This window comes from Aeromonas sp. s9 (assembly GCF_040907765.1).
GTDB classification, from domain to species: Bacteria; Pseudomonadota; Gammaproteobacteria; order Enterobacterales; family Aeromonadaceae; genus Aeromonas; species Aeromonas caviae.
In genome coordinates this window covers 98,334-114,711 of sequence record NZ_JBFOCK010000078.1, presented here as the reverse complement: position 1 = coordinate 114,711, position 16,378 = coordinate 98,334, and the positions used below count along the sequence as shown (strand labels likewise).

Below are 16,378 nucleotides of genomic sequence, written 5' to 3'. Positions count from 1 at the left end.
GAGGGAGGCCTGCGCCTCCCTCTTTCACATCATGGGTGATGCCGCCTACTCGGCTGCGGGTTTGCGATCCGCATGGCCGAGATCCCGCTCCGGGGCGATGACATCCCGCACCCGCTGCTTGATCTCCTTGGCCTCGGGGAAGCCCTCGTCGGCCACCCTGTCCCACACCAGCACCCCGTCCACCAGGATGCGAAACTCCCCCTTGCTGGCGGGCACCAGGGCCACCTCTCCCAGTTCGCCGTCGAAGGTGGAGAGCAGCTCCTGGGCGAGCCAGGCGGCCCGCAGCATCCAGCGGCAGAGGGTGCAGTAACGGATTTCGATGCGCGGTTTCGCGAGGGGCAAATGGGTGTCTGTCATGGGGTGACTCCGTGAAAATCGGTCAACCAGTGGCGAGCGATGCGCTGCATGGTTGCCTGGGGCAGTTCGTGAAGGCCCGGGGTGGATGCCTGATGGGCCAGTTGGTGCACCCCTTCGATGATCTCCGCCAGCACCAGGTAGACATATTCGCCGATGACGGCGCCGTGGACGAAGTTGATCGCCTCCCCCCGGTTGAGCAAAAAGATGGTGCTGCCGTCCGGCCGGGTCAGGGCCAGCACATGGGGACACACCTCCTCGCTCGGCCAGGGCAGCTGGGCGAGGCTGAAGGCGAATTCGTCGTCGGCGGAGGTGACCGAGGCCAGCATGGCGCCGGGGCGCAGGGCCTGCAGATCGGTGATGTCGAGGGAGCCGTTGCCGGTGGAGCAGATCACCAGCTCGGCGCGGCCCAGGGCTTCGGCCTTGTTCACCAGCTTGAAGCCGTGGGAGAGCGCCTCCACCTGGCGCAGGGCATCCGTCTCCACCAGCTCCAGATGCAGGTTGCGACAGCGCAGTTCCCGGGCGATGCTGCGCCCCACCTTGCCATAGCCGAACAGGGCGGCCTGGCAGACATTGAAGGTACGCCTCAGGGTACGCGCGAGGGACTCCGCGGAGTAGACCACGCTCAGGCCGATCTGGATATCTTCCGCCTGCTTGAGGGGGCTGCGGGCCACCGAGATGACGGGGGCCGCCAGGGACTCCTGTTCGTAGCGCTGATGGCCGTTCTCGGTCATCTCCACCACCCCGATGAAGCGGGCGCCAAAGTGCTCGGCCAGTACCGCCTGGCTCTTGGCGAAGTAGCCGCCGATGTCGAGGATGATGAGCCGCTCGTGGGACATCACCAGGGGGGCAATCTGGGCGATCACCTCACCGGGATCCGAGGTCCAGTGGCGATTGAGGGGCAGCACGGGGTAGTGCTGCTGAGCCCAGGCCAGCGTCGGTCCATGCACGGACTTGGGTTTGGGCAGGATGGCACCGACCCGGCCCACCCGATCGAGCACCTGGATGAAGTCGGGTCTGTCGGGAAGCAGGTGGGTCACCAGCAGGATGCAGAGATCCCCAAGACATCCCTGTTCGGTGAAATGGCGAAAAAACAGATGCTCAGATCCCTGACTGCGCAACTGTGGCCTCCTTAGCGTGCCGCGGGAAAGCAGGCAAACAGAACCCGGCATAGCCGGGTTCTGTGTGTATCCAGATAATTGAAAATCCTTTTTATCCGAAAGCACCATGGGTCTCAATCTTTATCTGTCCAGACTTTGACAAGCCCATCAATTTCTAAGGTAATAGCCTGTTTTTCATGCAGAAATCAGTAAAGTGACGCCTCTGGCCATACCCACCACAGACTCACTCCGGCACCGACGGCCGCCACCAGGATCAAGACCCCCCAGCGAGAGAGCCCCGGGCGCCCGTGCAGGGCACGTTCCAGCAGCGGCAACAGCCAGACCGGCAGCAGCACCAGCAGGGGCACTTCCACGTACTGCCAGGCGAGCATCTGCACGAAGGCGAGTGCCAGCCCCAGGGCAGCCGGGGTCACCTTGACCCCTGCAAAGGCGCCGAGCAGGGCACGGAATCCGGCAAACGCGGCCAGGGCCCCCGTCAGCTGGGCGATGAGCAGGCTGCCATCGATGCCGATGACCAGCGCCAGCCAGATGAAGGCCAGGGCGAAGCCGAGCCCCTCCTCGCTGTCGCCACGCCAGCTCGTCCAGCCAGACCAGAGGATGGCGGGCAGCAGGGCCAGCCAGATCCCGGGCTCGCTCGCCAGCACGGAGGCCAGCCCCTGCCACCACACCAGGGCGCCCAGCCCCCCGAACAGCGCGAGGGCGACCCCCTTGCTGGTACCCTGGGTCAGGGCGGGCACCAGCAGGGTCAGCGGCAGCCACTGCCACGCCTTGACCGGCAGGCCATAGGCACCGCCCAGCAGGCAGCCCACCAGCCAGATCCCCAGGGCGCCCCACAGATAGCCTAGCCGCGGCCAGCGCCACGACAGCAAAGCGGCCCCCAAAGGGGCCGCCAGGGTTTGTAGCAGGAGTGCTGCGCCCATTACTTGCGCACGCCTTCAACGAACAGGTTGATGGTCATCTCGTCAGGGATGTTCGGCACCATGTAGTTCACGCCGAACTCGCTGCGCTTGATGGTGGTGGTGGCGTTGAAGCCGCTGCGGTAGCCGCCCCAGGGATCCTTGCCTTCGCCGATGTGGACCAGGTCGAAGGCCACGTCCTTGGAGACGCCGTGCAGGGTCAGGGTGCCCTTGAGTACGCCTTTGTCCTTGGTGCCTTCATAGCCGGTGCTGACGAAGGTCATCTTGGGGTACTGCTTCACGTCCAGGAAGTCGGGGCTGCGCAGGTGCTTGTCGCGGGCCTCGTGGTTGGAATCCACGCTGGCGGCATCGATTTCGAAGCTCGCCTTGGCCGCCGCCGGGTTGGCGTCGTCCATGCTGAAGGTGCCACTGAAGGTGTTGAACCGGCCGACCAGTTCGGAGAAGCCGAGGTGGCCCACCTTGAACTGGACTGTGGTGTGCGCTGCATCGACATCGTAATCGGCAGCCATCAGGGGAGCCGCCATAAACAGGCAGGAGGCCAGCAGGGCCTTGGTCATTTTCATTCCGATCGTTCCTTCATTGGGGGTTCACAACGGTGAACAAAATGCTAACCTCCTATCGAGAATAGATAATCATCGATTTATTAAAATAATTATCAACCGAGAGTGGAATATGGATCAGATAGCCGCCATGCGCACCTTCATCAAGGTGGTGGAGTGCCAGAGCTTCACCAAGGCCGCCCATCAGCTCGGGATCTCGGTCGCCATGACCTCCAAGCTGATGCAGCAGCTCGAGGAGTCCCTCTCCACCCGGCTGTTGTCGCGCACCACCCGCCAGGTCAACCCCACCGAGGCGGGCCAGTTTTACTACCAGCGCTCCCTGGCCCTGCTGGCGGAGCTGGAAGAGACCCACAGCCAGCTCACCCACAACAACCAGCAGCCCCAGGGCACCCTCAAGCTCTCGGTGCCCATGGATTTCGGCTACCTGCACCTCTCCCCCGCCCTGCCCCTGTTTCGCGAGCGCTACCCGGACTTGAAGCTCGAGATTGAGTACAGCGACCGGCGGGTGGCCCTGGTGGAGGAGGGGTTCGATCTGGCCCTGCGCATCGGCAACCTGCCGGACTCCTCCCTGGTGGCCAAGCCGCTCGCCATGATGAAGATGGTGGTGTGCGCCAGCCCCGACTACCTGGCCCGCCGGGGCAGGCCGAAGACCCCGGAGGATCTCAAGCAGCACGACTGCCTCATCTACACCCTGACCCAGCCGGACTGGGTCTTCAAACGGGATGGGGAGGAGCACAGCATCCGTCCCCAGGGGCCCCTTCGCGCCAACAACGGGGTGGCCCTGACCCGGGCCGCCTGCGACCACCAGGGCATCATCTTGCAGCCCACCTTCATCGTGGGGGATGCGCTGCGCTCGGGGGCGCTGGTCCCCTTGTTGCTGGAGTGGGAGAAGGGGCAGGTGGGGCTCTATGCCCTCTATCCGCACCGCCGTTTCGTGTCGGCCAAGGTGCGCTGCTTCATCGAATTCGTGCAGGAGCGCTATCTGGCGCCCCACTACTGGGACAGGGAGACCTGAGCCCGGGCTCAGGGGGTGGGCATCAGCTCGGCCACCAGCAGGTGATCCTGCTGGCTCATCTGCCAGCGTGGCAGACGCTGGCGCAAGGCGGCGAGCTCGGCCTCCCCCAGCGCATAGGGCAGGGTGACGTGCAGGCAATGGCAATCCAGCATGGCCGCCAACTGCATCATCAGGGCGAGGTTTGCCTCGTCGCTCTTGTGCTTGTTGATGCGCTTGCCGAGCTCGTGGCGAAAGTGGGTCTCGGGATCCTGAGTCATCGCCTGCCAGCCGTAACCAAAGAGCGGGATGAAGGCGCTGACGATGCCAAGGGCGGTGAGGGGCCGTTTGGGCGGGTGATAGAGGGCGTTGAGATCCAGCAGGATGGGGCTTTGATGGGGTTCACGACTGCCGGATAAAATAGTATTGCTCATTGGATTACCCTGTTGATTCCTCTAGACTTCGCCGCATATTTGACCTGACATGCCAACGAGGTGCTGATGCTAAGCGATATCGAGATCTCCCGCCAGTCCCCCCGCCTGCCCATCGCCGAGGTGGCAGCGCAGCTCGGCATAGCGGCCGCCCATCTCCACCCCCACGGCCATTACAAGGGCAAACTCGACCTCGCGCTGCTCCATCACGCCCCCGCCCGCGAGCCCGGCAAGCTGGTGCTGGTGAGCGCCATCACGCCCACCCCCCTTGGGGAGGGCAAGACGGTCACCACGATCGGCCTCTCCATGGGGCTCAACCACATCGGCCAGCCCAGCATCGCCACCATTCGCCAACCGAGCCTCGGCCCCGTCTTCGGGGTCAAGGGGGGCGCCGCCGGGGGCGGCATGGCCCAGGTGGTGCCGATGGAGGAGATGAACCTGCACCTCACCGGGGATTTTCACGCCCTCACCGCCGCCCACAACCTGGCCTCTGCCGCCCTGGATGCCCGCCTGTTCCATGAACGCAAACTCGGTGACCAGTTCAGCGCCAGAACCGGCCTGGCGCGGCTCGATATCGACCCGGCCAACATCCTCTGGCCCCGCACCCTGGACATGAACGACCGGGCGCTTCGCCACCTCACCCTCGGCCAGGGCGGTGCTGCCGATGGTGTCGAGCGCCCCGATCGCTTCGTCATCACCGCCGCCTCCGAGCTGATGGCCATTCTGGCGCTGGCCAGGGATCTCAAGGACTTGCGCGCGCGTATCGGCCGCATCCAGCTCGCCCTCGACCAGCGCGGCAAGCCCGTCACCGCCGAGCAGCTGGAAGTGGCGGGGGCCATGACGGTGCTGCTCAAAGACGCCCTCAAGCCCACCCTGATGCAGACCACGGAGCAGACCCCTGTGCTGGTCCACGCCGGCCCCTTTGCCAACATCGCCCACGGCAACTCCTCCGTCATCGCCGATCGCATGGCGCTGGGTCTTGCCGACTATGTGGTGACCGAGGCGGGTTTTGGCTCCGACATGGGGCTGGAGAAGTTCTTCAACATCAAGTATCGCCAGTCCGGCCTCGCCCCCGCCTGCGTGGTGCTGGTGGCCACGGTGCGCGGCCTCAAGGCCAACAGCGGCCTGCTCGACATCCGGCCGGGCCAGCCGCTGCCGGCCAGCCTGCAAGGGGAAGATCTGCCCACCCTGACAGCGGGGTGCGCCAACCTCGCCTGGCATATTCACAACGCCCGCCGTTACGGGGTGCCCGTGGTGGTCGCCATCAACCGCTTCCCCACCGACAGCGATGCCGAGCTGGCCCTGCTGGAGGAGGCGGCGCGCCAGGCCGGTGCCTGTGGCGTCGCCCTCTCCCGGGCCTTCACTGACGGTGGCGCGGGTGCGGCGGATCTGGCTCACGCCGTGGTGGCGGCCTGCAAGCAGCCCAGTGAGGTCAGGCTGCTCTACCCCGATGAGATGAGCCTTGTCGCCAAGCTCGCCACCCTGGTGGAGTGCGGCTATGGTGGCCGGGGCGTCACCCTCTCGGACAAGGCGCGCCAGCAACTGGCCAGACTCTCGGCAGAGGGCCAGGATCACCTGCCCGTCTGCATGGCCAAGACGCCGCTCTCCATCAGCCATGACCCCGCCAGGAAGGGCGTGCCGACGGACTTCGAGGTGCCCATCGAGGAGGTGAAACTCTGCGCGGGGGCAGGCTTCGTCTATGCCCTGGCGGGCCCCATCATGACCATGCCGGGCCTGGGCAGCCTGCCGGCCTATCGCCATATCGACATCGACGATGACGGCGACATCGTCGGCCTGAGCTGACGCGCAGGCTGGCAGCCTGCCGTCCCTGAACACCATATGGACATCGACGATGACGGCGACATCGTCGGCCTGAGCTGACGTGCAGGCTGGCAGCCTGCCCTCCCTGAGCGCCTGACGGCGAGATAGTCCGGTTGCGCCACATGATCGGACAAGCAGTCTGGCGCCGACCGATGACGCGGCGCTAATCGACCCTGACATCAACACACCCGCCATCAACAACAAGGCCCCGCCGATTGGCGGGGCCTTGTTGTGCGTATCAGAACGCCATCAGTAGTGGAAGCGCCCCAGCTTGCTCATGACCGTCTCGGTCAACCCGTGCATCTGCTTGCTCTGGGCATCCTGCTCCCGGGCCACCCGGGTGGAGGCGCTCGCCAGCTCGTGGATGTTGCTGACGTTCTGGTTAATCTCCTCGCTCACCTTGGATTGCTGCTCGGCGGCGCTCGCAATCTGGGTCGCCATGTCCTGGATACGGTCGGCGGCCTGCACTATGGTCGCCAGCTCGCTTACCGCCTGCTCGGCATCACGCAGCGCCAGGCTGCTCAACTGGCGCCCCTCTGTCATGGTGTCGACCGCGGCGCGCGTGGTGTCCCGCAGCCTGTCTATCATCTGCTGGATCTCCTGGGTCGAGGCCCGGGTCTTGGAGGCCAGGGTACGCACCTCGTCGGCCACCACGGCGAAACCGCGACCATGTTCACCGGCCCGTGCCGCCTCGATGGCTGCATTCAGCGCCAGCAGGTTGGTCTGCTCAGAGATGGTCCGGATCACATCCAGGATGCTGCCAATCTGCACCCCCTGCTGCTGCAAGGCGGTGATCCTGTCCGACACCTCGCTGACCTGGGCACTCAACTGGCGGATGCCGTTGGCAGAGGCACTCACCACCTGCTGACCCTTGTGCACCGCATGACGGGTCTCATCCACCGCCTGGGCCGTGATCTGGGCGCTGCTGGAGACGGAGTCTGCGGTCGATGACATTTCATGGATGGCCGTGGCCACCAGCTCGACCTGCTCCAGCTGGTGATGGCTGTTCGCCAGCCCCTGCTGGGCCTGCCTGGCCGAGTTCACCGCCGCCTGCTGCAACTCGTGCACGCTGGTGGCGGTGTCGGTCACTATGCCCTGCACGGTCGCGACGAACTGGTTGATCCCCTCCGCCAGCACCCCGGTCTCATCGCGCCGGTGCTGGGTCAGCCGCTGGGTCAGATCCCCTCCGGCGCTGGAGAGACGCGCCACCATGCGAGCCGTCTCCTGCACCGGCCGGGAGATGGACCCTGCCGCGAAAGCGAGCCCGACCAGACCGATACCAGCCACCAGGATGCCCACCATCAGCTGGGTCCAGACCCCCTTGCCAAAGGCCTCGGCACGGGCCTGCGCCATCCGCTCGTACTCGGCATAGAGGGCGCTGCCCGGCACCTCGATGGCGATCCCCCAGGCCTGTGTGACCTTGTTGAGGCTGATGGGTGCGAAGACCCTCAAGCCATCGGCGTGCTCGTCGCTGCCCCTCTCGCCACGTTGCAACTGGGCCAGCAAGGATGGATCCTGCAAGCGCTGCCCTACCCCGTCGCCATCGCGGGAGTCGGCGGCGATGATGCCCATGGGGCTGATAATGCGCACCCTGCCCTGCCCGTCGAATACCCGTCGGCTGATGTCAGCGGCCAGCCGTTGCAGGTAGTTGAGGGAGTAGTCGATGCCCACCATGCCGAGGTATTGATCCCCGTTCAGCACAGGCACCACGAAGGAGGTGAGCAGGGTGGGCTGACCGTTGACCTGGTAGACGGAGGGGTCGACGGCGCAGCTTGCCTTGCTCTCCTGCGGGCAGAGATACCACTCGGAGGCCCGGATCCCGGTCGCGCTCGGCGTCTTGCTGTAGAAATCCCCCAGGGGTTTGAGGTCAAAACCGGCCGGGCCGCGGCTCCAGTAGGGGGCGAAGTTGCCCGATGCCTGGCTATGCCGGCCATCACCGGTATGGAGCGCATCCTGACCGTCGAAACGATCCGCCTCCCAGCCACTGTAGATGCTGAGGAAATCCGGGTTGCGATCCCCTATGTCCTTGAGCAGGGCCGTGACCTCGTCCCGATCGAGAGGCTCGGGCTGATGGACATTGCCCGCCAGCAGTGCCGCCAGGGTTTCGGCCGCATCCAGCGCCAGTTCGAAGGAGCGTGCCACCTCGCTCGCCTGACCATCCGCCAGGGTCAGCAGCCACTGCCTGGCCTGCTGGCGGGCCGCGTCGTGGCTCTCCTGCTGGATCTTCTCCTGCATGCTGGCCAGGGAAACATAGCTGTAACCCACCACGCTGAGGACGGTGGTCAGCAGGATGCAACCCGCAAAGAACATGACTTGATACTTGATGGAACGGAACATGACGGATGGTGGGTCTCTTGAGCCAAAACAGGGGCATTATACGGGCTCGCAAACAGGTCGCAAACGGCCCTGCATGAAATTAATCGCCGATTTGTGAGCGAAGTCGAACATCCGGCCTGTCATCCCCCATCCGGTAGGTGAAGGGGCAGGCGGGCCGGTTGAAACGGGCACAGGGAGGGCGATGACAAACAACAAGGCCCCGCCGATTGGCGGGGCCTTCTGCGCTGTGCCGGGTGGCAGCAAGACTCAGAGGGTGAAGCGCTGGGTCATATGGTGCAGCGAGGTGGCCAGCCTGCTCAGCTCGACACAGGCCTGGGCGGTCTGCTGCGCCCCCTGGGCATTCTCGTCGGCGGCGGTGTGGATCTTGACGATGCTGCGATTGAGCTCCTCGGTGACCGCGTTCTGCTGCTCGGTGGCGGTGGCGATCAGGGTGTTCATGTCGGTGATCTGGGTGACGGCACCGTTGATGCTGTCGATGCTGCTCCCCGCCTCCCGCGCCAGCTCCACGCTCTCCTGCATCTGCTGACGGCTCAGCTGCATGGCGCTGCCCGCCTCGGCGGTGCGCTCCTGAAGCACCTCGATCATCTTGCTGATCTCGGCGGTGGATGCCTGGGTGCGCTGGGCCAGACTGCGCACCTCGTCCGCCACCACCGCAAAGCCACGACCCTGCTCGCCGGCCCGGGCCGCTTCGATGGCCGCGTTGAGGGCCAGCAGGTTGGTCTGCTCGGCGATGCCGCGAATCACGTCCAGCACCATGCTGATGCTGGCGCTGTCGGTCTCCAGTTGCTGCACCACGCTCCCGGCCTGCTCTATCTGACGGGAGACCTGCTCTATGCTGCCGATGGCGCTGCGCACCACCTGGTTGCCCTGGGTGGAGGTGCGGGAAGCCTGCTTGGCCGCCCCCATGGCGTCCGTGGTGTTGCGAGCCACCTCATTGACGGTGGACTGCATCTCGTTCATGGCGGTGGCGACCTGAGAGACCTCTCCCTGCTGGCTTGCCATGCCCTTGGCGGACTGCTCGGAGATGGCGCTCACCTCCTCTACCGCGCTGCTGAGCTGGCTCACCGAGCCGGAGATTTCGCTCACCAGCTCTGCCAGTGCCCCCTGCATCCGGTCGATGGCCGACCCCAGCTGACCCAGCTCGTCGCGGTTGAAGCGGTTGCCGCGGACCCACTCCTGCAGCTCGCCCCGACCGAGATCCCCGCTCGCGATGCGCTGGGCCTGACGGGCCAGCATGATGAGCGGGTCGCGGATCTGACGGGTCAGCACCACCGAGAGGGCGACAACCAGGGCCAGGCCGATCACCAGGGCCAGGGTCACGCTCAGCTTGGCGCTGTCAAAGGCGTCCACCACCTCGGCACGGGAGCCCACGGAGTAGCCGTGGTTGATGCGGATAAGCTCACCCACCGACTTGGTCAGATTGGTATAGAGGGTGACCCCCTCCCCCATGAAGAGGTGCTGGGCTTCGGCCATCTGTCCCGAGTCCTGCATCTGCCGGATGCGCTGGTGCAGGGCGACATATCGCTCCCAGTCCGCCTTGACGATGTCAAAGGCGCGGCGCTCCTCCCGATCCTCCGCCCAGATGGTGCCATCGTGGGCCACTATCTGGCGCGCAGCCTCTTGCAGGCTCTTCTCGCTCTCGTTGCGATAGCGGGCCTTCTGCTGGGCATCGTCCGCCACCAGGAAGACATCCAGTTCGTAGCGGCGCAGGGCATTGATGGTCTCGCCGAGGGTGCTGGTGCGCACGACGGCGGGCAGGATGCTGTCGGTAAAGCCGATGGCGGCGCGGTTCATCTTGCTGAATTCAAACAGCGAGAAGCCGCCGATAAAGGCCATCATCAGGCCGAGTACGGCAAAGCCGGCGGTAAGTTTTTTGCCTATCGTCATGGTGTTCATGGCATGTCCTGCATGGGGAAAACAAGTGGCATTGCTCGGCGCAGGCCTGGCCTGCGCCTTCACTACCCTCCTTGGCAGCACATCTCGTCCCTGTCGGCGCGCACAAGGGCGGGCCCGGGGTGTCGGCGTCAACCAGACCGTCCGACAACACACAGAGCCATAGCGACCGGCACGGTCACAACTTTAGGTATTTTTCAAAAAAAGTGAGGAAAAGGAGACGGGGCCTGTCGGCGACAGCCCCCGGGAGCACTACCCTTTCAGACCACCGAGAAACTCGGCGCGGGTGTCGGGCTGGGTCTTGAAGACGCCGCCTAGGGAGGTGGTGGTGGTGTAGGAGGTGGAGTCCATCACGCCACGGGCCTTCACGCAGAAGTGGGTCGCCTTGATGCTGATGGCCACGTCCCTGGTGCCAAGCAGGGTCTGCAACGCCAGCAGGATCTGCTGGGTCAACCGCTCCTGTACCTGGGGACGACGGGCGAAGAACTGCACGATGCGGTTGATCTTCGACAGGCCAATCACCTTGCCGCGGGGAATGTAGGCCACGTGGGCAAAGCCGTCTATGGTGACGAAGTGGTGCTCGCAGGTGCTGGTGAGGCTGATGTCCCGCACCATGATCATCTCGTCCACCTTCATCTTGTTCTCGATCACCGTCACCTTGGGGAAGGTGGCATAGTCGAGGCCGGAGAAGATCTCGTTCACGTACATCTTGGCAATGCGGTGCGGGGTCTCGGCCAGACTGTCGTCGGCCAGATCCAGTCCCAGCGTCTCCATGATGGCGCGCATATGACCTTCGATTTTTTCCTTTTTCTGCTGGCCGCTCAATTCATTGGCCACCAGAGGTGTCTCAAGGCCCTCGGCCTCGAGCGCCGCCCTGACCAACAGGGCTTCCTGGCTTAAGCTCGTCATCGTGTTTCTCTCCCACGCTCAGGGACTGTGCTGGCCTGCGGCATGGTGCCGCGGCGCAATCTTACAGGGCGATTATTGTCATAATTCTGTCTAACTCAAGCCCGGTGCCCGACTTTATGCCAAACCACCTCGTTTTGTCCGCACCGGCCTGCCCATTCGGGGGCAAGGCGCACGGCCGTGCCGCCTCTTCCCCAGCCACCATCTCGCACAAGCCTCGCTCTGGTTACCCATCAGGAGGTAATTCAACGGGATAGCGCCCCAGAATCCGATCACACCGGGGCATCTGCCCCCCATTACCGCACCTTCGGCCTGCCCATCGGAGCGGATTTTTGGGATAATCCGCCCCCTACACACCAGAGAGGTCATGATGATGGGATTCGATACCGGTGCACTCCTCCCCTTGGACAAGGCCCTGCAAGGGATGCTGGAACAACTCACCTGCTGCTGCGAGACGGAGCGGTTGCCCCTGCCCCAGGCGCTGGATCGGATCCTGGCCGAGGAGATAAGCTCCCCCCTCTTCGTCCCCCCCTTCGACAACGCCGCCATGGACGGCTATGCCGTGCGCCTGGCGGATCTCGCCGCCGGGGTGCCGCTCCCCGTGGCGGGCAAGGCCTTTGCGGGCCAGCCCTATGAGGGGGAGTGGCCCGCCGGCCACTGCATCCGCATCATGACCGGGGCCCCTGTGCCCCCGGGTGCAGACGCTGTGGTGATGCAGGAAGAAACGCAAGCCGGCGACAACGGGATCACTTTCCTGACCCGCCCCGTTGCCGGCCAGAACATCCGTCGCCGCGGCGAGGATCTGGCGCAGGGTGACAGGGTGCTCGAAAGCGGCCTGCGCCTGAGTCCCAGAGAGCTGCCGCTGCTCGCCTCCCTTGGCATCGCGAACGTCACGGTGCGCCGTCCCCTCAGGGTCGCCATCTTCAGCACAGGGGACGAGCTCAAGCCTCTGGGCACCCCGCTCCAGCACGGAGACATTTACGACTCCAACCGCTACGGGGTCAAGGCGATGCTGAGCCGCATGGGCTGTGAGTGCCTGGACCTTGGCATCATCCCCGACGATCCGGCTGCCCTGCGCGCCGCCTTCTTGCAGGCCGACCGCGAGGCCGATGCCCTGATCACCACCGGGGGAGTCTCGGTGGGGGAAGCGGACTTCACCAAACAACTGCTCGAAGAGCTCGGGGAAATTGGCTTCTGGAAGCTCGCCATCAAGCCGGGCAAACCCTTCGCCTTTGGCCGGTTGCCAAACGCCTGGTTCTTCGGTCTGCCGGGCAACCCGGTCTCCGCCATGGTCACCTTCGATCAGCTGGTGCAACCGGCCCTGGCCAGACTGGCCGGTCAGCAGTTTGCACGCCCGCACCCCCTCCAGGCCTTGGCGACAGAGCCGCTCAAGAAGAGCCCGGGGCGCCTGGACTTCCAGCGCGGCATCCTGAGCGTGGGCCCCAATGGCCTCGAGGTACGCAGCACCGGCTCCCAGGACTCCGGGGTGTTCAGCTCCCTGTCCCGGGCCAACTGCTACATCGTGCTCGAACAGGAGCGCGGCAAGGTGGCCGCCGGTGAGACGGTCACCGTCGAGCCCTTCTCGGGGCTGCTGCTGTGAGCGAGATCCTGAGCGACGCCGAGCTCCTTCGCTACAACCGCCAGATCGTGCTCAAATCCTTCGACTTCGAGGGGCAGGAGGCGCTCAAGCAATCCCGCGTGCTGGTCATCGGCGCCGGGGGCCTCGGCTGCGCCGCCAGCCAGTATCTGGCGGTGGCCGGGGTCGGCCACCTCACCCTGGTGGATTTCGATCGGGTGGAGCTCTCCAATTTGCAGCGCCAGGTGTTGCACAGCGACGCGCGCATCGGCCAGCTCAAGGTGGAGTCCGCGGCGACGTCCCTGCGCGCCCTCACCCCCTGGCTCGAGGTGGAGACCCACGCCGCCCTCGCCGACGAGGTGCTGCTCGATGCCCTGCTGCCAGGCCATCAGCTGGTGCTCGACTGCACCGACAACGTCTCCATCCGCAACCTCCTCAACCAGCGTGCCCGCCAGCACAAGGTGCCCCTGGTCAGCGGCGCCGCCATCCGGCTGGAAGGGCAGCTCTGCAGCTTCACCTGGCAGGAGGATGAACCCTGCTACGCCTGTCTCAGCGCCCTCTTTGGCGATCAGGCCCTCACCTGTGTCGAGGCGGGGGTACTGGCCCCCGTGGTGGGGCTGGTGGGCAGCCTGCAGGCGCTCGAAGCCATCAAGCTGCTGGCGGGCATGGGCAAAAGCTACAGTGGCCGCCTGCTGATGATCGACGGTCTGGGTGGCAGCTTTCGCGAGCTGAAACTGCCCAAGCGCCCCGACTGCCCGGTCTGCTCAAGGCCCTGAGCAGCGCCCACAAAAAAGCCGAACCCCGGGGTTCGGCTTTTTTATCTACCTCTGCTGTCTGCTCCCCTCAATGGGTTGAGAGGATCCGCTGCAACAGATGATTGAACCCGGCAGGATCTTCCGCCGGCCAGGCGTGGTGACCATCCGGGGTGTGGATGGTGGCATTGGGCAGGGAGGCGAACTGCTCCACCCGCCGCGCCAGGGGCAGATAGTCGTGACTGGTGGAGATGATGGCCACCGGCTGCCAGAGGGTGCCGAGACGAGCCCGCACCGACCAGCCGGGCAGCGCCTCCAGCAGCGCCTTGTAGGTCTTCTTTTTGTTGCGCACGAAGCGCCCCCGGAAGGTGTGGCGCACCTGGGCGAGATCGGGGCCGGGAAAGAGCTCGCGACCGAGCCACCACGCCAGCGGCCGCATGCCGAACCAGCGCAGCCACTTGAGGCGCATGGCATAGCGCTCCTGCTCCTTTGGCGTCTCCAGCAGAAATTCGCTGAAGCCGTTGACCAGCACCAGCCCCTGCACCTTGTGGGGCAGTTGCAGCGCCAGCTCCAGCGCCACCATGGCACCGAGCGACAACCCCACTACCCAGGCAGGCTCGGGCTGTTCGTCGAGCCAGCGGGCCACATCCGCCGCCAGGGTGGGCACGTCAAAGGGCCCCTCCTGCATGCTCTGGCCGTGGCCGCGCAAGTCGATGGCCACCACCCGGTAACGCTCGGAAAAACGCTCGATCTGCGCCTGCCAGTCGAGGCTGGAAGAGCCCAGCCCGTGCAGCAAGAGCAGCAAGGGCCCCTCCCCCGCACTGCGCAGGGCCAAGCCATGGGATTTCATTACCTGATTGCGACGCACCCGTCCCCCCTTTCTCGACGCCATGCCGGCCACTCATGGCCAGCCAATCCGCACTCCGGTCCCCTGTCTACCCCTCTCCCACCAGGCTCACCGCCTTGATGTAGGCGTAGAGGCGCATGGCCGGCATCAGGGCGAGCCGCTGCGCGGAGCGGCTGGTGATCCGGGCCAGCAGTATCTGCTGCCCGAGAGCCAACTGCAACAGGGTCTGCCCGGGTCGCACCTCCCGCACCTCCAGCAGCCGGGTCTCGAGGCAGTTGGAGAGGCTGGAGTGCACGATGGGCTCGGTGGCGATCACCAGATCCCGCGCCGCCACCTTGATCTGCAAGGGGCCCGCTTCATCGGGGGCATGCTCCATGGTCACCATCAGGGTCTGCTCCCCGAGTCGCAGGGTCGCCATCTGCTCGTGCTCGTCGTAGTGGGACAGGGTCGCAGAGAGCATGACCCCGACGTCGTCGCGACTGGCCAGCGACAGGTCGGTGCGGGCGAAGATCTCCTCTGGGGTGCCCTGGGCCTCCACCCGTCCCTCTGCCAGCAGCACCAGTCCATCGCAGAGCAGGCTCACCTCCTCCATGGCGTGGCTGACGAAGATCATGGGGATGCCGCTCTCCTGCTGCAAGCCCTTGAGCACGTGGGCCTGATGGATGCGGCTGCGCCTGTCCAGCGCCGAGAAGGGTTCATCCAGCAGCAGCAAGTCGGGCTCGGCCAGCAAGGCCCTGGCCAATGCCACCCGCTGACGCTGACCGCCGGAGAGGCCATGGGCCGGTTGCCCCAGCAGCTCGGCAAAGCCGAGGCGCGCAGCCAGATCCTCTGGCTGCCAGCGCCCCCTCCCCTTGCGAGCCGCCAGTTGCAGGTTGCCGAGCACGCTCAGGTGGGGGAAGAGACGGGCATCCTGAAACACCATCCCGATGCGCCGCGCCTCGGGGGGCAGGGCTGCAAGCTCGCGCCCCTGCCAGCGCAGGGCATCGCCCGGGGCCTTGTCGAGCCCGGCGATGATGCGCAGCAGGGTGCTCTTGCCACAGCCCGAAGGACCGAACAGGCCGAGGATGCGGCTGGGGGGCAACGCCAGATCACACGCCAGGGTGAAGGGGCCGAAATCACGTCTGGCCTTGAGGTAGAGGTTCATCCGAACAGCCTCCGTTGCCGGCGTTGCAGCACGCCGTAGACCAGCACCAGCATCACCAGGGAGAAGCCCATCAGGCCGCCTGCCAGAATATGGGCGTGGTCGTAGTCCATCGCCTCCACGTGATCAAACAGGGCGATGGAGAGCACCTGGGTCTCCCCGGGAATGTTGCCGCCGATCATCAGCACCACCCCGAACTCCCCCAGGGTGTGGGCAAAGCCCAGCGCCGCCGCCATCACGAAGCTCGGCAGCGTCATCGGCAGGATGATGCGAAAGAAGCGCTCAAACGGGCCCATCCCCAGGGTGGCAGCAGCCTCCAGCTCCTTGCTGCCCATGTTGACGAAGGCGGAGGTGAGGGGTTGTACCACGAAGGGGAGCGAATAGATGACGGAGGCGATGAGCAGGCCGAGGAAACTGAAGGCGAGCGGGGCCCCGAAGGTCTCCCGCCACCAGCCACCCAAGCCGTACTCCGGGGAGAAGGCCAGCAGCAGATAGAAACCGAGCACGGTGGGCGGCAGCACCAGCGGCAGGGCCACCATGGCCTCCACCAGGGGGCGCAGCCGGTGCTGGCTGCGAGACAGCCACCAGGCGAGCGGCGGCGACAGCAGCAGCAGGATGGCAGTGGTGCTGGCCGCCAGTTTCAGGGTCAGCCAGACCGCCAGCAGATCCCCTTCACTCATAGGGTCCCCTCTCGGGTGTCGATAAAAAACAGGGCGCCGTCATGACGGGCG

Annotated in this window: 15 protein-coding genes; 4 read left to right on the top strand and 11 right to left on the bottom strand. The window is 65.4% G+C overall.

What is annotated here, in order from left to right; translation table 11 throughout:
• Positions 1–45: 45 nt before the first annotated feature.
• The 4 genes from AB5Y54_RS16645 to AB5Y54_RS16630 form a co-directional block, all read right to left on the bottom strand.
• The gene (locus tag AB5Y54_RS16645; RefSeq protein ID WP_010674179.1) at positions 46–357 is read right to left on the bottom strand and encodes a SelT/SelW/SelH family protein; all 312 of its coding nucleotides are present in this window, start codon (positions 355–357) and stop codon (positions 46–48) included.
• A complete protein-coding gene (locus AB5Y54_RS16640; protein WP_201984625.1) occupies positions 354–1,475 on the bottom strand; it encodes an adenosylhomocysteinase in 1,122 nt (373 codons plus the stop codon). Before AB5Y54_RS16640 ends, AB5Y54_RS16645 begins: the two co-directional genes overlap by 4 nt.
• Positions 1,476–1,660: 185 nt before the next feature.
• Entirely contained in the window at positions 1,661–2,395 is a 735-nt protein-coding gene (locus AB5Y54_RS16635; RefSeq protein ID WP_201920324.1) for a hypothetical protein, read from the bottom strand.
• Positions 2,395–2,955: a YceI family protein gene (locus AB5Y54_RS16630; RefSeq protein ID WP_010674176.1), complete on the bottom strand. Its 561-nt coding sequence runs from the start codon at positions 2,953–2,955 to the stop codon at positions 2,395–2,397. The genes AB5Y54_RS16635 and AB5Y54_RS16630 overlap by 1 nt, the downstream gene beginning before the upstream one ends.
• A gap of 109 nt (positions 2,956–3,064) precedes the next feature.
• On the opposite strand from AB5Y54_RS16630, the gene AB5Y54_RS16625 reads away from it, so the two are divergent.
• Positions 3,065–3,967, top strand: a complete 903-nt coding sequence (locus AB5Y54_RS16625) for a LysR family transcriptional regulator (protein ID WP_039038856.1) — start codon at positions 3,065–3,067, stop codon at positions 3,965–3,967.
• Between the two features lie 8 nt (positions 3,968–3,975).
• Here AB5Y54_RS16625 and AB5Y54_RS16620 read toward each other — a convergent pair whose 3' ends face one another.
• Positions 3,976–4,377 carry a hypothetical protein gene (locus AB5Y54_RS16620; protein WP_010674174.1) on the bottom strand — a complete coding sequence of 134 codons (402 nt, stop codon included), beginning with the start codon at positions 4,375–4,377 and terminating at the stop codon, positions 3,976–3,978.
• A 66-nt stretch (positions 4,378–4,443) separates the two neighbouring features.
• On the opposite strand from AB5Y54_RS16620, the gene AB5Y54_RS16615 reads away from it, so the two are divergent.
• Positions 4,444–6,177 (top strand): formate--tetrahydrofolate ligase, encoded by a 1,734-nt coding sequence (locus AB5Y54_RS16615; protein WP_324034013.1) that lies wholly within the window; start codon positions 4,444–4,446, stop codon positions 6,175–6,177.
• A gap of 267 nt (positions 6,178–6,444) precedes the next feature.
• Here AB5Y54_RS16615 and AB5Y54_RS16610 read toward each other — a convergent pair whose 3' ends face one another.
• From AB5Y54_RS16610 to folE, 3 genes are all read right to left on the bottom strand, one after another.
• A complete protein-coding gene (locus AB5Y54_RS16610) occupies positions 6,445–8,532 on the bottom strand; it encodes a methyl-accepting chemotaxis protein (RefSeq protein ID WP_201920336.1) in 2,088 nt (695 codons plus the stop codon).
• A 246-nt stretch (positions 8,533–8,778) separates the two neighbouring features.
• Positions 8,779–10,428, bottom strand: a complete 1,650-nt coding sequence (locus AB5Y54_RS16605) for a methyl-accepting chemotaxis protein (protein WP_053288586.1) — start codon at positions 10,426–10,428, stop codon at positions 8,779–8,781.
• A gap of 249 nt (positions 10,429–10,677) precedes the next feature.
• On the bottom strand, positions 10,678–11,334 hold the full coding sequence (gene folE, locus AB5Y54_RS16600) for a GTP cyclohydrolase I FolE (RefSeq protein WP_010674171.1): 657 nt from the start codon (positions 11,332–11,334) through the stop codon (positions 10,678–10,680).
• A gap of 370 nt (positions 11,335–11,704) precedes the next feature.
• Here folE and moeA point away from each other — a divergent pair, with 370 nt between their 5' ends.
• Positions 11,705–12,931 (top strand): molybdopterin molybdotransferase MoeA, encoded by a 1,227-nt coding sequence (gene moeA, locus AB5Y54_RS16595; RefSeq protein ID WP_324037813.1) that lies wholly within the window; start codon positions 11,705–11,707, stop codon positions 12,929–12,931.
• Positions 12,928–13,683, top strand: a complete 756-nt coding sequence (gene moeB / locus AB5Y54_RS16590; protein ID WP_053288587.1) for a molybdopterin-synthase adenylyltransferase MoeB — start codon at positions 12,928–12,930, stop codon at positions 13,681–13,683. Before moeA ends, moeB begins: the two co-directional genes overlap by 4 nt.
• A gap of 67 nt (positions 13,684–13,750) precedes the next feature.
• Here the strand turns inward: moeB and AB5Y54_RS16585 are convergent, their stop codons facing one another.
• The 3 genes from AB5Y54_RS16585 to modB form a co-directional block, all read right to left on the bottom strand.
• Positions 13,751–14,527 (bottom strand): alpha/beta fold hydrolase, encoded by a 777-nt coding sequence (locus tag AB5Y54_RS16585; protein ID WP_049636339.1) that lies wholly within the window; start codon positions 14,525–14,527, stop codon positions 13,751–13,753.
• Between the two features lie 67 nt (positions 14,528–14,594).
• On the bottom strand, positions 14,595–15,650 hold the full coding sequence (gene modC, locus AB5Y54_RS16580; RefSeq protein WP_128343476.1) for a molybdenum ABC transporter ATP-binding protein: 1,056 nt from the start codon (positions 15,648–15,650) through the stop codon (positions 14,595–14,597).
• A complete protein-coding gene (gene modB, locus AB5Y54_RS16575; protein WP_109112510.1) occupies positions 15,647–16,327 on the bottom strand; it encodes a molybdate ABC transporter permease subunit in 681 nt (226 codons plus the stop codon). Before modB ends, modC begins: the two co-directional genes overlap by 4 nt.
• Positions 16,328–16,378: the final 51 nt, after the last annotated feature.

Bases quoted from the DNA above. Each gene is read 5' to 3' on its own strand.
- AB5Y54_RS16610 (WP_201920336.1), bottom strand. From the start codon at position 8,532: ATGTTCCGTTCCATCAAGTATCAAGTCATGTTCTTTGCGGGTTGCATC.
- folE (WP_010674171.1), bottom strand. From the start codon at position 11,334: ATGACGAGCTTAAGCCAGGAAGCCCTGTTGGTCAGGGCGGCGCTCGAG.
- AB5Y54_RS16630 (WP_010674176.1), bottom strand. From the start codon at position 2,955: ATGAAAATGACCAAGGCCCTGCTGGCCTCCTGCCTGTTTATGGCGGCT.
- modC (WP_128343476.1), bottom strand. From the start codon at position 15,650: ATGAACCTCTACCTCAAGGCCAGACGTGATTTCGGCCCCTTCACCCTG.
- AB5Y54_RS16635 (WP_201920324.1), bottom strand. From the start codon at position 2,395: ATGGGCGCAGCACTCCTGCTACAAACCCTGGCGGCCCCTTTGGGGGCC.
- AB5Y54_RS16620 (WP_010674174.1), bottom strand. From the start codon at position 4,377: ATGAGCAATACTATTTTATCCGGCAGTCGTGAACCCCATCAAAGCCCC.
- AB5Y54_RS16605 (WP_053288586.1), bottom strand. From the start codon at position 10,428: ATGAACACCATGACGATAGGCAAAAAACTTACCGCCGGCTTTGCCGTA.
- modB (WP_109112510.1), bottom strand. From the start codon at position 16,327: ATGAGTGAAGGGGATCTGCTGGCGGTCTGGCTGACCCTGAAACTGGCG.
- moeA (WP_324037813.1), top strand. From the start codon at position 11,705: ATGGGATTCGATACCGGTGCACTCCTCCCCTTGGACAAGGCCCTGCAA.
- AB5Y54_RS16645 (WP_010674179.1), bottom strand. From the start codon at position 357: ATGACAGACACCCATTTGCCCCTCGCGAAACCGCGCATCGAAATCCGT.
- AB5Y54_RS16625 (WP_039038856.1), top strand. From the start codon at position 3,065: ATGGATCAGATAGCCGCCATGCGCACCTTCATCAAGGTGGTGGAGTGC.
- AB5Y54_RS16615 (WP_324034013.1), top strand. From the start codon at position 4,444: ATGCTAAGCGATATCGAGATCTCCCGCCAGTCCCCCCGCCTGCCCATC.